The following is a 14661-nucleotide window of genomic DNA, read 5'->3' as shown; positions in this document are numbered from 1 at the left end:
GTTCAGCTCGTGATCCGCCGATCCTGCTTGCAGTCCCGCCCCCTGTCTGGGGCATCTTCCAACACGACCGGCCGATATGTGTCCAAACGTGATCATAGCATTGAACACGAGAAGATCACTCCTCACCAGTCGACCAAAGCACGACAGCTGAACATCCTTAAGACGGCCGCATGTCGCACCCATTTCCGCGCCTCATTCCCCGAGAAACTTGGCTCGCATCTCCTCCGGGAAAGGTGCCGATTTCAGCTTGTCCGGGTCGGCCGGATCGCGCCCGACCAGCACCCGGGTCTCGAACCCTTCGATGGCCAGCGCCTCACCCTTGAACACCTTGTGGGTGACGTCGAAGGACGAGCGCTTGATGCTCTCGATCCGGCTCTCGATCGTGATCCAGTCGCCATAGGTCGAGGGGATGTAGAACTTGGCGCGGGTGTCGACCATGGGGATGCCGACCAGGCCGTAGCGGCGGACGATGTCCTGCTTGGAGAACCCGGCCGCCTCGAACATGACCGAGGTTGCATCATCGAACATCGCGAAATAGCGCGGGTAGTAGACGATGTTGGCGGGATCGCAGTCGCCCCACTGGATCTGCACGTCGCGGCGGTGAACGAACATGTCTTGAAAGCCTCACACCATCGCCGATAGCGATCTGGAGAGTGGGCAACGGCGCGCAGCGCCGTGCCCACCATTTTCAGCGGCGGTGGGCACGCTACGCTTTGCCCACCCTACGTTTCTCTACGTCGTCATTCCGGGGCGCGCGGAGCGCGAGCCCGGAATCCATCTCTCAGCAGTGCTAGACGCCGAATGGATTCCGGGCCCGACGCTGGCGCGTCGTCCCGGAATGACAACCACGTGGACGTCGGCGCGCCGCACTTACTTCGGCGCCATGCGCAGCGAGCCGTCGAGGCGAACGACTTCGCCGTTGAGGTAGGCGTTCTCGACCATGTGCAGCGCCAGCGCGGCGAACTCATCGGCATGACCCAGACGGCGGGGGAACGGGATCGCGGCGGCGAGCGAGTCCTGGGCCTCCTGCGGCAGGTTGGCGAGCAGCGGCGTCAGGAACAGGCCCGGCGCAATGGTCAGCACGCGGATGCCGAACTGCGCGAGCTCGCGCGCGATCGGCAGGGTCATGCCGACGATGCCGCCCTTGGAGGCCGAATAGGCCGACTGTCCGATCTGGCCGTCATAGGCGGCGACGGACGCGGTGTTGATGACGACGCCGCGCTCGCCGGTCGCCTGCGGCTCCAGCTTGGTCATGCCGTTGGTGACCAGACGCAGCATGTTGAACGAGCCGATCAGGTTGACCTTGATGACCTTCTCGAAATCGGCCAGCGGCATCGGGCCGTCACGTCCGACGACGCGCTTGGCGACGCCGATGCCGGCACAGTTCACCAGCACGCGCGGCTGCTGGCCGAGCGCCTCGACGGCCTTGGCAACGGCCGCTTCCGCGCCGGCGGCGTCCGAGACGTCGCAGACCACCGGCACGCCCTTGATCTCGGCCGCGACCTCCTCCGCCAGCTTGGCATTGAGATCGAACACCGCGACCTTGGCGCCCTGCGCAGCGAGCTTGCGGGCGGTGGCGGCCCCGAGGCCGGAGGCGCCGCCGGTGACGATGGCGGCCTGGTCCTTCAACAACATTGTCGTTTCTCCCTTGGATGCGTCGATCAGCCGGCGATGATGATGTCGTCGTCCGGCGTCGCGGCGTAGATGCGTTCGATCAGGTCCTTGCGGTTCTCCAGCACGGCGCGCTGGTTGATCGATCCCTTGTCGGTGACCTCGCCCTTGTCGATCGACAGCGGCTCGCCGAGCAGGACGGCGCGCGTGATGCGCGTCGACGAGCCGGTCGCGGTCTGCAGGAATTTTGCGAAGCGCTGACGGAAGGCCTCGATGATCAGCGGATCAGCCGCCGTGGCGGCGAGGTCGTCGAACGGCAAGGTCGCGTTGATCAGGCGGCAACCATCGAGATCGAGCACGACGATTGCGGCGATCTCGTCGCGGTTGATGCCGGCGATGATCACGTCGCGCGCCAGCGGCGCGCACGCAGCCACGAAGCGGGCCCGCAACGGGCCGACGGAAACCCAGGTGCCGCTCGCCAGCTTGAAGTCCTCGGCAACACGGCCGTCAAAGTCGAAGCCGGCATTGAAGTCGTCGGGATCGACGGGCTTCAGCGCGTCGCCCATCTTGTAGTAGCCTTCGTCATCAAAGGCCGCGGCCGAGACCTCCGGCAGGCGCCAATAGCCCGGCGTCACGTTCGGCCCCTTGGCGCGCACTTCCATCTTGCCGTTGTTGGGAACGAGCTTGGCCTCGTTGCCGGAGACGGGCAGGCCGACATGGCCGGAGCGGCTGGTGCGCGGATTGACCGACATGAAAAACGGTGCGGTCTCGGTGGAGCCGAGGCCCGTCAGCATCGGCACGCGCGTGCCCGTCTCGGCCACCGAGAGCTCGTCGAGCTCGTTCCAGACATGCGGCGCCAGTGCGGCGCCGGAGAAGAACATCGCGTGCAGCCGCTGGAAGAAGGACTTCCGCAGCGCCGGGTCCTCGCGGAAATAGGGCAGCAGCGACTCGTAGCCCTTGGGGACGTTGAAATAGACCGTCGGCGAGATCTCGCGCAGGTTTCGCACGGTCTCCTCGATGCCACCGGGCACCGGCTTGCCCTGGTCGAGATACATCGAGCCGCCGTTGAACAGGGTCAGGCCGATGTTGTGGTTGCCGCCGAATGTGTGATTCCAGGGCAGCCAGTCGATGATCACGGGCGGCTCGTCCTTGAGGAAGGCGAGCGTCTCGCGGATCATCACCTGGTTGGCGCAGATCATCCGCTGGGTGTTGATCACAGCCTTCGGATTGCCGGTCGAGCCCGAGGTCAGCAGGAATTTCGCGATCGTGTCCGGGCCGATCTTGTCATGGGCGGCGTCGAGGCCAGGGAACAGCGGCGATGCGATCAGATCGGCGAGCATCGTGATCTTGCGGCCCGGCACCGAGCCGAACGACGCCACGATCTCGGTGCCTTCGGGTACGTTGGCGATGAGCGCGTCGGCGAACTTGTCGGCGTCGTCGACGAAGACGAGGCCCGGCGTCAGCAGCTTCATCAGGTAGGCGAGCTTGCCGTAGTCGCGCGACACCAGCGAATAGGCCGGCGACACCGGACAGAACGGCACGCCGGCATAGAGCGCGCCGAACGCGACCAGCGCATGGTCGATCGAATTGCCCGACAGGATCATGACCGGCCGGTCCGGCGACAGCCCGCGCGCGAGCAGCCCCGACGCGATGTGCCGGCTCGCCGCCAGCAGCGTGGCATAGGTCAGCTCGCGCCAGCCCTCCGGGCCAACGCGCTCGGCCATGAACACGCGCTCAGGCGTGGCTTTGGCGAAGTGATGCAGCCGGTCGGTGATCCGCGGCGGATAGTCGCCGAGCGGCTGCTTCGGACGGAGATAGATGGTGCCGTCGTCTCGGCGGTCGACCGTGACGGCCGGGTCATTGAACGAGATCGCGCGCAACGGATGAACACTGGCGCTGCGCGCCGTGTCGTCCGTTCCTCCCTGTGTGCTTGTTATTGTTTGTGCGGTCATGTCACGTCGGCTTCACTTTGGCGGTCTTGTGATCGAGGAAGGCGCGGATGCGATTCTTGGCCTCCTTGTCGCTCTGCGCGACGGTGGCCATCAGCGATTCCATCAGCAGGCCGGTCTGCGGATTGGCCTCGGCGATCATCGGCAGCGCCTGCAGCACCGCGAAATTCGTCAGCGGCGCGTTGTTCGCGATCTTCGCCGCCAGCTCCATCGCCTTGGCCATCGAGGCGCCGGCCTCGACCAGATATTGCGCGAAGCCGTAGGACGAGCCTTCGGTCGCCGAATAGACCCGGCCGGTCAGCATCATGTCCATCATGCGGGCGACGCCGATCAGGCGCGGCAGCCGCACCGAGCCGCCGCCACCGACGAAGATGCCGCGCTGGCCCTCGGGCAGCGCGAAGTAAGCCGACGGCTCGGCAACACGGATATGCGCGGCGCAGGCGAGCTCGAGACCGCCGCCGATGACGGCCCCCTTCAATGCGGCGATCACCGGCACGCGGCAATACTGGATGCGGTCGAACACGCGATGCCACATCTGCGAGTGCACCAGGCCTTCGGTGGCGTCACGTTCGCGCAGCTCGGAGAGATCGAGGCCGGAGGAGAAATTGTCGCCGAGGCCGTGGATCACGACGCAGCGGACGTCGTCAGGCAGGCTGGTGAAGCGCTCGCCGATGGCGAGGATGATGCCGTCATTCAGCGCGTTGCGCTTGGCCGGGCGGTTGAGCCCGATCGTCAGGACGGCGCCCTGCTGTTCGATCTGCAGCAGAGACGGATCGCCCGCTGGCGTGGCGGTGTCGGCGTTTCCCATCGCTTGATTGTGTCCTGTTCAGAATAGTTATGTTTTATAACGATCTTCGCGGGAGTCAATAAGCGGCGCCCGACATCATGTTGTGCAATGCAAAAGAACAAGCCGCGGAGGGGCTCGGTCACGCGCAGCATCGTAAGGCCCGCCTGCGCGCAAAGGCAAATGACATGATCCGGCATTCCCGCGGCGAAATCACGCCCGGGGCTTGCTGATAGCGTTCACCCTCCGGAAACGGAGGGCGCAGGGAAGGCCAGGCGCCGGCTGACGCCTGCGGCCCGCCTGCTGAAAAAATGCAGGCGGCAGGTACCACAGGTGCAGCCGAGAAACGCCCGGCCTTCCCTGCGCGATGGTCTTCACGCTTATACGCAGTCTCCCTGGTGCACCGGCTTGTTGGCCACCATGATCCGCGCGGCGCGTTGGCGCCATCGCGAACGTAACACCGGCAACGGGGTGTCAGGACGCTGCGACTTCACGTCCGCGACACATCGTTCGTCCGCGCGCCCGAAGACACGCTGCGACATGATCGCGGCCACCGCTCCCCGCCCCGCGTGTCGTGACGATCGCGCGCTACGCCCCTCGGCTTGGGACGGGATGGCGCGATACAATCACGATTTCCGAAACCGCGCAAGAGATTTATTTTTTTCCGAATATAACATTTCGCCGGAGGCACTGCCCGTTCATCAATCTCGCCTTTCGCCGCCTTGATGATGTCCACCGTCGGAAGCCAACAGGGAGCAAGAAAGCATGGAAGCGAACGGCAGCTCTGAGCCACGACGGAAAGAACCGTCAGTGGATGCTGTGCCTCTTACGTCGGCTTGCCCCCAAAGAGCCCGAAGATGAACCAAAAGATGACTGTCAGTACGGGGACCTGCGCCGCAATCATGGCCCAATAGCGCCAGGGATTTTCATCCCGACGTATGACCGATCCGCCTCGCATCCTGATTTGGCCTCTACCCAAGCTAAAGGCCAGCTGAATGGCGAGCGGAATAGACAGGACAAGTAAAGTCACGAGTGGTGGCGACATCCTTAATTCCTCACAGGTCGCCTGGGTCGTCGAACCCTTCCATATAATTCTCGCTCAATCAACGGCAGCAGTTAGCCCAGGCCGAAGCTCCGGGAGACCAAACACTGGCCTCGGATATCCACGCTGCGGTCAGCTTATCCACCCAGCGCCAGACTGCCGCTGATCACCCGAAGAGAGGCGTTTGGGCTGCCAATCGCAGGACTTCGAGTTCGGCTTCGCGAATGAACCGCCGACAACGGCACGTTCAGCATGGCTTCAAAGCCCGCCCTGTAGAACGTCACCGGCACCACACTTCCCAATGGAGGGGACCATGGTTTCGCTGAAGACATCTCTCGCCGGCGGCATCGCCGCGCTCGCCGTGACCGCAACGCTGTTCGCCGGGTCTGCACCAGCTCAGGCCCATGACGGGCGCAACGCGGCGCTGATCGGTGGCCTGGTTGCCGGGGCTCTCATCGGCGGTGCGCTGGCCTCGGCGTCGGAAGCGCAGGCCTATGAGCCTGCGCCGGTGTATCGTTCGCATTACCGCGACGCGGCGTATGACGGCTACGGCTATGAGGGCTACCGTTACGTGCCGGCTCATCGCTACCGCGATTGCGATCACGGCTACGGCAGGGCTTCGGATTGGGACGACGAGGACTAATCGTCCGTCCCGCGAGAGTTCGAGCGTCCGGATTGCCTAGCTCGACGCCACGGCGTCCGGACGTCGCCGCCGCAAGCTCCGGTATCGTGTGAGGCGAGGGCCGGCACCACAGATTCCGCTGTCGTCCCTGCGAACGCACGGTGGTTGGAGCGACAGCTCTCGCCAAACCGTCATTGCGAGGAGCGCAGCGACGAAGCAATCCAGACTGTCCCTGCGGAGGGATTCTGGATCGCTTCGCTGCGCTCGCAATGACGGAGTGTGTGGTAGGCCGATGGGCCTACAGCACCACGTGCACGTCGATGATGACCCGGTCCGCGTGCCGCGCGGCGGAGCCTATGAAGACGTGCTCCATCAGCCAGCGATACTTCTCGTGGCCGGTCTCGAAGCGCGGGTGGGTGCGGAAGTAGATCAGCCTGGGGTCCACCGGCTCGCCGCGCTTGAGCTTCTGCAGCAAGTCGACCGGCCCAAAGCGGATGCCGCGGTTCTCGACATAGATGGTCGCGCCGTCGTCGGTCTCGAAGGCGTATTTGGCCTCGAGGTCGATCAGCTCGTTGGGGCGGATGATCTGGAAGTCGGCGCCGAAGTTGCAGATCCTGCCGCTGATGCCCTCACCGGCGCGACCGGGGCCCTTCACCTCGCCGCCATGGATCGGGATGATCCGGCGCACGCCGATGCCGGTCTCGCCGGCACTGGTGACGTCGCCGATCATCACGGTGAGGGTGAAGACGTAGCGGGTCTCGAGGATCGGAGTCGTCATCAGCGGGCCATCATCTGTTGCGGCAGCCAGGTGGCGAGCAGCGGGAAGGCGATCAGGATCACCAGCCGGATCAGGTCGGTCGCGACGAACGGCAGCACGCCCTTGAAGATCGTCGAGAACGACACGTCCTTCACGACGCTCTTGATCACGAACACGTTCATGCCGACGGGGGGATGGATCAGGCCGAGCTCGACGGTCATCACGATGATGACGCCGAACCAGATCGGATCGAAGCCGAGATGCGAGATGACCGGGAAGATGATCGGCACGGTCAGGATGATCATCGCCATCGCGTCCATCAGGCAGCCGAGGACGAGGTACATCACCATGATCAGCGCCAACACCCCGTAGGGCCCGAGGCCGAGACCGGTGAGGAATTCGGTCACCTTCTGAGGCGTCTGCGTCACCGTCAGGAAGTAGCCGAAGATCAAGGCGCCGATCAGCACCGTGAACACGGCCGCGGCGGTGCGCGTGGCCTGCAGCAGCGAGGCCAGGATCTTGTCCTTGTCGAGCCGGCCGGTGAACACGCCGATCAGGAACGCGCCGGTGGCGCCGACACCGCCGGCTTCCGTCGGCGTGAAGCGTGGCAGGAACGGAAGACCGTAGAGGCCGCCGATCACGAACAGGAACAGCAGCACCGGCGCCCAGATGCCCTTCAGGCCCGCGATGCGCTCGCGCCACGGCGGCGCCTCGCCCCTGGGCAGGAAATCCGGCCTGACGCGGCCGATCACCGTGATGGTGATCATGTACATGGTCATCGCCAAGAGGCCGGGGATGATGCCGGCGATGAACAGCTTGCCGATGTCCTGCTCGGTGATGATGCCGTAGACGGCGAGCACGGTCGACGGCGGCAGCATCGCGCCCAAGGTGCCGCCGGCGGCGATGACGCCGGTGGCGAAGGATTGCGGATAGCCGAAGCGGCGCATCTCCGGATAGGCCACGGCCGAGAAGGTCGCGGCGGTCGCCACCGACGAGCCGCAGATCGCGGCGAAGCCGCCGCAGGCCGCCACCGTGGCGATGCCGAGCCCGCCGCGCAGATGGCCGACGAAGCCGTTGGCGGCGCGGAACAGCTCGCGGCTCATGCCGGAGTTGGACACGAACGTTCCCATCAGCAGGAACATCGGGATCACGCCGAACGTGTAGTCCGTGACCGTGCGCATCGAGGTCTGGCCGACCAGCTTCAGCGCCGCCGTACCGTTGACGAGATAGGCGAAGCCGGACACGCCGACGAGTCCCATCGCCATGCCCACCGGCACGCGCAGCAGCATCAGCGCAAACAGCGCAACGAAGCCGATGACGGCAACCGCATCCGTGCTCATGCGGCGCTACTCCGTGGGCTTGATGTGAGGGTCATGAATCTCCTCGGGATGGAAGATCAGGCGATAGGTCCGGATGGCGATCAGGAGCACCGCCGAAACGTCGCCGATCCAGGCGACGGCGAAGAACGGCCAGGTCGGCATGTGCAGATCGAAGGTGAGGACGTTGTCCTCATAGGTGCCGCGCACCTTGTCGAACAGGGTCCAGGTCTGCACCGTGACGACGAACAGCAGCACCAGCGTTGCGAAGATGTCGATCCAGCGCTGATAGCGCGGGCCGACATTGCCCCAGATGAGATCCACGGTGATGTGGGTGCCGCGGTATGACGTCGCAGCGATGCCCCAGAAGATCAGGATGCCGAGCAGCATGCGCCCGATGTCGAAGGAATCGGGGATCGAATAGTTCAGCGTGTTGCGGAGCAGCACCGACAGGAAGATGTCGAGCGCGACGATGCCGACGAAGAACGCGGCGATCCACTCGATCCCGTCGATGATCCGGTCCATGAAGGCGCGCTGCATGGCGTCCCCGTGTCAGAAAGCTTGGTGGTTATGCTGGATGCGAAGCGAGCTGCTGCGTAGCAGTCGGTGGGCCCCCTCGCCCCGCTTGCGGAGAGAGGGTTGGGGCGAAGAAGTACAAGTCTAACGGACGACACCACCCGTGCGTCTGCCCTCACCCCGGCCCTCTCCCCGTAAGAAACGGGGAGAGGGAGCGCACCGTCCGCCGCGCAAGAGCTTGGGTATGAAAAGAAGCTACTGTGCCAGCGCCTTGTACTTGGCGAGCGAGGCCTTCAGCTCGGTCATGGCGGCCTCGGCATCGATGCCGGTCTTCTTGACGCCGTCGGCCCAGGTCTTGAACAGCGGCTCGGAGGCCTTTTTCCACAACGCGGTCTGCTCCGGCGTCAGCTTGTAGACCTCCTGGCCGGACTCGGCCTTGATCTTGTCGACGCCGGCGTCCTCGAACTTGCCCCAGGGCTCACCGACCTTGCCGGCGGCCTCCGTGTTGCAATTGTCGTCGATCGCCTTCTTCTGCATCGCCGACATCTGGTTGTACTTGTCCTTGTTCATGACGAACACGAAGGTCGTCACGTAGAACGGCGCATCCATGTGGTACTTCGTGACCTTGTCGACTCCGAACAGCACCAGCGAGCCCGCCGGAAAGGTGACGCCGTCGGCGACGCCGCGCTCGATGATGTCGCGCACTTCCGGCGCCGACGACTGCACATTGGTGCCGCCGAGCAGGGTGACGAAATTGGCGATCGTCGCATCGGCCGGGCGGATCTTCATGCCCTTGACGTCCTCAGGCACGACGACCTTCTTGGTGCGGGTATGGAAGGCCGACGGCGTGTGGACGAAGGCGAGGCAGTACTTGACGTCCTTCATCTCCTTCTCGGCATATTTGCGATACCACGCGTCCAAACCTTCCGAGCCGCCCTTGGCGTCGGAAATCAGGAACGGCAACTCGCCGGCGCCGATGATCGGGAAACGGCCAGGCTGATAGCCGGGATTCACATAAGTGACATCGGCGATGCCGTCGCGCGCCATGTCATAATGGTCGAACGCCTTGCCGAGCTGCTGGGCCGGGAACACCTTGCCCTTGATGGTGCCGCCCGAGGCCTTTTCGACCGACGCGGCCCAATCCTCCAGCGCCTTCTGCAGCGGATGGCTCGCCGGCACCCAGTGCGAGATCTTCAATTCGAATGTCTTGTCCTGCGCGAGCGCGGGGGTCACACCGGCGGCCAGAGCCAACGCCAGAAGCGTCTTCCTCATCGGGATCGTCTCCTCCATCAGTGGGCCTTCGAGGGCCCTTTGCTTCATTGTTATAGCATATAAGCATCATTGCAAGCGCGGCGGCAGGTTGGCCACCAGTGCACGCGCCAAGCGGAGCCTAGCGCGCCCGCCAGCGCAAGTCTGGCAGACGAAAGTTGCAGGCCCGTGGCCATTTCATTAACACGTTAAGGATCTCGCCTGCACCCGAAATTGCACGGCGGGAGCATCGCACCACGAAATTGCCGCAGGGCCGCACCGGACGCCCGGCGACATCGCGCGCGACCCATCCCGTGCATCCGACGCGCAACGTGTCAAACGCCCGCGCAAAAGACGTTTGAAACTTTGTAGGCGGTGCAAAATCCGCGCTGATGTCGTTGACTGCGGACATCGTCAGCAACGATCGAGACACGCATGAGCAGCGTCCCCGCCGGATTCGAACCGCATTTCCGCAAGAGCCCGTTCACCGATCCCTGGGAGCCGCTCTACGCCAAGAAAACCGACAAGGCCGTCATCCTCGGCCTGCGGCTCGCCACGCCGCACACCAATTCGCGCGGGCTGATCCATGGCGGGCTGATCGCATCGCTGGCCGACAATGCGATGGGCTATAGCTGCGCCCAGGCGCTTGGCTGGAAGGCGTCGCTGGTGACGATCAACCTCGCGGTGGACTACATCGGCAGCGCCGGGACCGGACAGTGGCTCAGCGTCGAGAGCGACGTCATCAAGAGCGGACGCACCGTCTGCTTCGTCCAGAGCCTGGTGCTGGCCGACGACGCCGTGATCGCGCGTGCAAACGCGACCTTCCGGGTGGTGCCGAAGAAGGGGTGATCGAAACCGCCGATCTTTCGCATCAAGACCAGTGTCGCACCAAGGTCGGCGCAATCGCATCCACTCGTCATTCCGGGGCAATCGGCAACGCGCATCTGCGCGTTGTCGATTGAACCCGGAATTTCGAGATGATGAAGAACAGAGGCAAGACAACATCGGGATTCCGGGTTCAAGGAATGACGGGGTGTGGCGTTGTAGTCGCTTTCAGTCGAAACGCCAGTCGCAGGTTGCGGTGATCAGGTCGATGAAGGCGCGCACTTTGGCGGAGAGCAGGCGGGAGCTCGGAAACACGATGTGGATCGGGAGCGGCGGAGGCTCGTATTTCGCCAGCACCCGCTTGAGACGGCCGCCGCGCAGCGTGTCCGCTGCCTGATAGGCCATCACCCGTGTCACGCCGCCGCCCGCCTCGGCATACTGAATCGCGGCGTCGGCATTGTTGGTGACGAGCCGCGGGCTGACCGCCATCCGCAGTTCCCTGCCGTCCTTGACGAAGCGCCATTCGTCGGACGGACCGAACTGGATGGTCTGGTGCTTCGTCAGCGCCTCGGGCGTCCGCGGCTCACCATGGACCTTGAAGTAGGCGGGAGCTCCAACCACGATCCGGCGCATGCTGCCGACCTGGCGGGCCACGAGCGACGAATCGCCGAGATGCCCGATACGAACGGCACAGTCGACGCCGTCCTCAACCAGATTGATCTGGCGGTCCTCGAGGCGCAGCTCGGCCGCGACCTCGGCATAGCGGCTCAGATAAGCGGCCATGACCGGACCGACATGGAGCCGGCCGAAGCCGACGGGCGCCGAGACCACCAGCCGCCCCACCGGCTGCAGGCGCTCGCTCTCCGCGGCGCGCTCCGCCTCCGCCAGATCGGCCAGGATGCGGCTGGCGCGGTCGAGATAGCGTCGTCCGGAATCGGTCAGCGTCACCGAGCGCGTCGTCCGCTGCAGCAGGCGGACGCCAAGATGCGATTCGAGCGCGGCGACCAAACGGGTGACCGCCGATGGCGACAGCTTGAGCCGGCGCGCCGCCGGTGCGAAGCCGTTCAGCTCGGCGACGGTGACGAAAGCCTGCATGGCATCGATGCGGTCCATGGGATTATTGCAGCATCTGCAACGATCCAATGTCAACTGGCCAGATTATTTCCGAAGAGGATTGGGACCATATTGGCTCCACGGCGGCAGTCACTGCCGCAGCGACAAGGAGTCATTGCGATGACCCAGACAACCATCCAGGCACCCGGCGACGTCATGTTCTCCCCCGCCGTCAAGGCGATCCAGGCGCGCAAGGGGTCGCGCGAGAGCTACGCGCATGTGGAGCAGAGCCGCGGCTTTCGCCACGAGGTCGACGCCGATCTCGCCGGCCGCCTCGCCGAGGCCACGAGCTTCTATCTCGCGACCGCCTCGGCCGAGGGTCAGCCCTATATCCAGCACCGCGGCGGACCGAAGGGCTTTCTCAAGGTGCTCGACAGCCACACGCTGGCCTTCGCCGACTTCAGCGGCAACCGGCAATATATCACCCAGGGCAACCTGTCGGAGAACCCGCACGCCTACATCTTCATCATGGACTACGCGCATCGCCGCCGGGTGAAGATCTGGGGGACGGCGCGGGTGGTGGAGGATGATGCCGCGCTGACGGCCTCGCTGATGCCGAGAGGCTACAAGGCGCGGCCCGAGCACGTCATCCTGTTCACGATCAGCGCGTGGGACACCAACTGCCCGCAGCACATCCCGCAGAAGTTCGACGCGGCCGACGTCGCGGAAGCGCTGGCCGTTCGCGATGCTCGCATCGCGGAGCTCGAGGCCGAACTGGCGCGGTTGAAGGGCGAGAGCAAGCCCTCCGCCTAGGTCCTGCGCGCTGCGGGCTATGCCTTTGGCTTGTTAGTCATTCCGGGGCACCCGGAATCTCGAGATTGTTGACAACGAACGCAGGACGACATCGAGATTCCGGGTTCAAGGCCTGCGGCCTTGCCCCGGAATGACGGTGAGTGGGACTCGACTGATCAGCTCACGCCGCCTCGGCCGCCCTGCCCCATTCGAACTCCGGAAAATATTGCGCCATCATGCGCTCGGCATAGGCGACCAGATTGCCGAAGCTTTCGGTGCGGCGGCGCAGCTCGGACTCGAAGAACGGCGTGAGGATGCCGGCGACGACGGCGAACGCCGTCGCATCGGTGCCGCAAGGACGATCGCCCATCAGATAGGGCCGGTCGCCGAGCTGCACCGACAGCGCGCGCAGCGAGCGTGCGGCGAGATCGACGTCCTCGTCTGGGGCGTGGCGGCCGAGCCCGGAGATCAGATAGTTCTCGGCGACGCGAAACTGCGCGTCCTCGCGCAGCTTCTCGCGCTTGTCGGCGGGCACGCCGTCGAAGAAGTGGGCCGGCCCCTTGGCGAAGTTGACCGGATCGACCCAGCGCGCCCCGACCAGCGCGAAATACAGGTGATGCTCGATCATACGCTCGAACCCCCAGGCCTGCGCCCGCGCGCGCACGTCGAGCCCACGATCGAAGTCGAAGCCATATTTGCGCTCGACATGGGCGCGGATGAAGGTCGAATCGGCGATCAGCTCGCCGCTGTCGTCGATGAAGGGCAGCTGCCCCTTCGGCGATGCCGGCGGCATCGCCCGCTGCTTCCGAAAAGCGAGGCCCGCCATCTTCAATTGCACCTCCGTCTTGGTGACGAAGGGGCTGATCTCCGGCAGGCCGAAGCCCGCGCCCAAACCGAACAATGTGATCATGACAGCACTCCCGACTTCCTGAGCAGACGCCGGACGCTACGAGCATGCTGCTGCCACCATGGTGTCAGCAGCGGCAGTAGCGTGGTGGCAAGGCCAAGGCCATAAAACATCATCATCGACATCACCCCTTCAATCTCGTTGTTGGCCCGGTATAAGGACAGGCTGCTGCCAGCATCCTGTCAGCATCGGCGGGGGTGCTCGCCCATGCAGGACACACCATGAGACGCGCCGACCGGCTATTCCAGATCATCCAGGTGCTGAGACGCACGCGCCGCCCATTGACGGCGGATGCGATCGCGGCCGAGCTCGAGACCTCGAAGCGCACGATCTATCGCGACATCGCCACCCTGATCGGCCAGCGCGTGCCGATCCGCGGCGAGGCCGGCATGGGCTACATCCTGGAGAAAGGTTTCGATCTGCCGCCCTTGATGCTGACGCCGGACGAGATCGAGGCGGCGGTGCTTGGCGCACAATGGGTCGCGGTCAACGCCGACCCGGTGCTGGCGCGCGCGGCGGAGGACCTGATGGCCAAGATCGCCGACACCGTGCCGGAGCGGCTGCGGCCATTCGTGCTGGAACCGGCGAGCCGCGCGCCGCGGCCGTGGATGCGCGAGCCGGACCGCATCGACATGTCGCGCACGCGCTCGCAGATCCACGAGGGACGCAAGATCAGGCTGCGCTATCGCGACGAGCAGGGCCGCGACAGCGAGCGCGTGATCTGGCCGATCGCGATCGGCTATCATGACGCGGTGCGCATCCTCGCCGCCTGGTGCGAGCTGCGCCGCGACTTCCGCAGCTTCAGGACCGACCGTGTCGTCGAGGCGGATTATCTCGACGATAAATATCCCGAAAGGCGCGAGGCGCTGCGCGCCAAATGGCGGCGCAGCCTGGTGTGGGAGGTTCCCAAGGATGTCTGAACCGATGTCTGGCGAGACTGACAGCAGCCCCTGTCAGAGCTGCGGCGCGTGCTGCGCCTATTCGTCGAATTGGCCGCGCTTCACGATCGAGGAGGATGCCGCGCTCGACCTGATCCCGGCCGAGCTGGTCAACGAGCGGCTGTCGGGCATGCGCTGCGACGGCAACCGCTGCTGTGCGCTCGATGGCGAGATCGCGCGCGCCGTGGCGTGCCGGATCTACGCGATCCGCCCCGAGGTGTGCCGCATTTGCATGCCGGGTGACGCCGAATGCGCGATGGCCCGGCGCAAGTTCGGGCTGCCCGTGCTCGCCTGAACAAAG

At 64.9% G+C, this 14661-nt stretch carries 15 protein-coding genes; 5 read left to right on the top strand and 10 right to left on the bottom strand.

What is annotated here, in order from left to right; genetic code table 11:
* Window positions 1-192 precede the first annotated feature (192 nt).
* The 4 genes from QX073_RS11965 to QX073_RS11950 all read right to left on the bottom strand — a co-directional run bounded on the left by QX073_RS11965 (window position 193) and on the right by QX073_RS11950 (window position 4368).
* Window positions 193-612, bottom strand: coding sequence for a thioesterase family protein (locus QX073_RS11965; RefSeq protein ID WP_315825945.1), 420 nt, complete (start codon window positions 610-612; stop codon window positions 193-195).
* 258 nt (window positions 613-870) lie between these two features.
* A complete protein-coding gene (locus QX073_RS11960) occupies window positions 871-1635 on the bottom strand; it encodes an SDR family NAD(P)-dependent oxidoreductase (protein WP_315825944.1) in 765 nt (254 codons plus the stop codon).
* A 26-nt stretch (window positions 1636-1661) separates the two neighbouring features.
* Window positions 1662-3563: a feruloyl-CoA synthase gene (locus QX073_RS11955; RefSeq protein WP_316225804.1), complete on the bottom strand. Its 1902-nt coding sequence runs from the start codon at window positions 3561-3563 to the stop codon at window positions 1662-1664.
* 1 nt (window position 3564) lies between these two features.
* Window positions 3565-4368: a crotonase/enoyl-CoA hydratase family protein gene (locus QX073_RS11950; protein WP_316225803.1), complete on the bottom strand. Its 804-nt coding sequence runs from the start codon at window positions 4366-4368 to the stop codon at window positions 3565-3567.
* 1331 nt (window positions 4369-5699) lie between these two features.
* Here QX073_RS11950 and QX073_RS11945 point away from each other — a divergent pair.
* The gene (locus tag QX073_RS11945) at window positions 5700-6029 is read left to right on the top strand and encodes a hypothetical protein (protein WP_316169552.1); all 330 of its coding nucleotides are present in this window, start codon (window positions 5700-5702) and stop codon (window positions 6027-6029) included.
* A 277-nt stretch (window positions 6030-6306) separates the two neighbouring features.
* On the opposite strand, the gene QX073_RS11940 is transcribed toward QX073_RS11945, so the two are convergent.
* The 4 genes from QX073_RS11940 to QX073_RS11925 form a co-directional block, all read right to left on the bottom strand.
* Entirely contained in the window at window positions 6307-6786 is a 480-nt protein-coding gene (locus QX073_RS11940; RefSeq protein ID WP_315825941.1) for a DUF3237 domain-containing protein, read from the bottom strand.
* Window positions 6786-8105 (bottom strand): TRAP transporter permease, encoded by a 1320-nt coding sequence (locus tag QX073_RS11935; RefSeq protein WP_316172687.1) that lies wholly within the window; start codon window positions 8103-8105, stop codon window positions 6786-6788. The genes QX073_RS11940 and QX073_RS11935 overlap by 1 nt, the downstream gene beginning before the upstream one ends.
* 6 nt (window positions 8106-8111) lie before the next feature.
* Entirely contained in the window at window positions 8112-8621 is a 510-nt protein-coding gene (locus QX073_RS11930) for a TRAP transporter small permease (protein WP_316225802.1), read from the bottom strand.
* 231 nt (window positions 8622-8852) lie between these two features.
* Window positions 8853-9869 carry a TRAP transporter substrate-binding protein gene (locus tag QX073_RS11925; RefSeq protein ID WP_316194830.1) on the bottom strand — a complete coding sequence of 339 codons (1017 nt, stop codon included), beginning with the start codon at window positions 9867-9869 and terminating at the stop codon, window positions 8853-8855.
* 411 nt (window positions 9870-10280) lie between these two features.
* Between QX073_RS11925 and QX073_RS11920 the strand changes: the two genes are divergently transcribed.
* On the top strand, window positions 10281-10694 hold the full coding sequence (locus QX073_RS11920; protein ID WP_315713752.1) for a PaaI family thioesterase: 414 nt from the start codon (window positions 10281-10283) through the stop codon (window positions 10692-10694).
* A gap of 204 nt (window positions 10695-10898) precedes the next feature.
* Here QX073_RS11920 and QX073_RS11915 read toward each other — a convergent pair whose 3' ends face one another.
* The gene (locus QX073_RS11915) at window positions 10899-11783 is read right to left on the bottom strand and encodes a LysR family transcriptional regulator (protein ID WP_315713751.1); all 885 of its coding nucleotides are present in this window, start codon (window positions 11781-11783) and stop codon (window positions 10899-10901) included.
* Window positions 11784-11903: 120 nt separating this feature from the next.
* Between QX073_RS11915 and QX073_RS11910 the strand changes: the two genes are divergently transcribed.
* Window positions 11904-12536, top strand: a complete 633-nt coding sequence (locus QX073_RS11910; RefSeq protein ID WP_316204295.1) for a pyridoxamine 5'-phosphate oxidase family protein — start codon at window positions 11904-11906, stop codon at window positions 12534-12536.
* Between the two features lie 160 nt (window positions 12537-12696).
* On the opposite strand, the gene QX073_RS11905 is transcribed toward QX073_RS11910, so the two are convergent.
* Complete coding sequence (locus tag QX073_RS11905; protein ID WP_316225801.1) at window positions 12697-13425, bottom strand: glutathione S-transferase family protein; 729 nt, start codon at window positions 13423-13425, stop codon at window positions 12697-12699.
* Between the two features lie 218 nt (window positions 13426-13643).
* Between QX073_RS11905 and QX073_RS11900 the strand changes: the two genes are divergently transcribed.
* Window positions 13644-14342: a YafY family protein gene (locus tag QX073_RS11900; protein ID WP_315713748.1), complete on the top strand. Its 699-nt coding sequence runs from the start codon at window positions 13644-13646 to the stop codon at window positions 14340-14342.
* The gene (locus QX073_RS11895; RefSeq protein ID WP_315713747.1) at window positions 14335-14655 is read left to right on the top strand and encodes a YkgJ family cysteine cluster protein; all 321 of its coding nucleotides are present in this window, start codon (window positions 14335-14337) and stop codon (window positions 14653-14655) included. The genes QX073_RS11900 and QX073_RS11895 overlap by 8 nt, the downstream gene beginning before the upstream one ends.
* Window positions 14656-14661 lie beyond the last annotated feature (6 nt).

The sequence above is a fragment of the Bradyrhizobium sp. SZCCHNS3052 genome (genome assembly GCF_032484495.1).
GTDB lineage: Bacteria > Pseudomonadota > Alphaproteobacteria > Rhizobiales > Xanthobacteraceae > Bradyrhizobium.
This window is presented reverse-complemented; position numbering and strand designations above follow the sequence as displayed.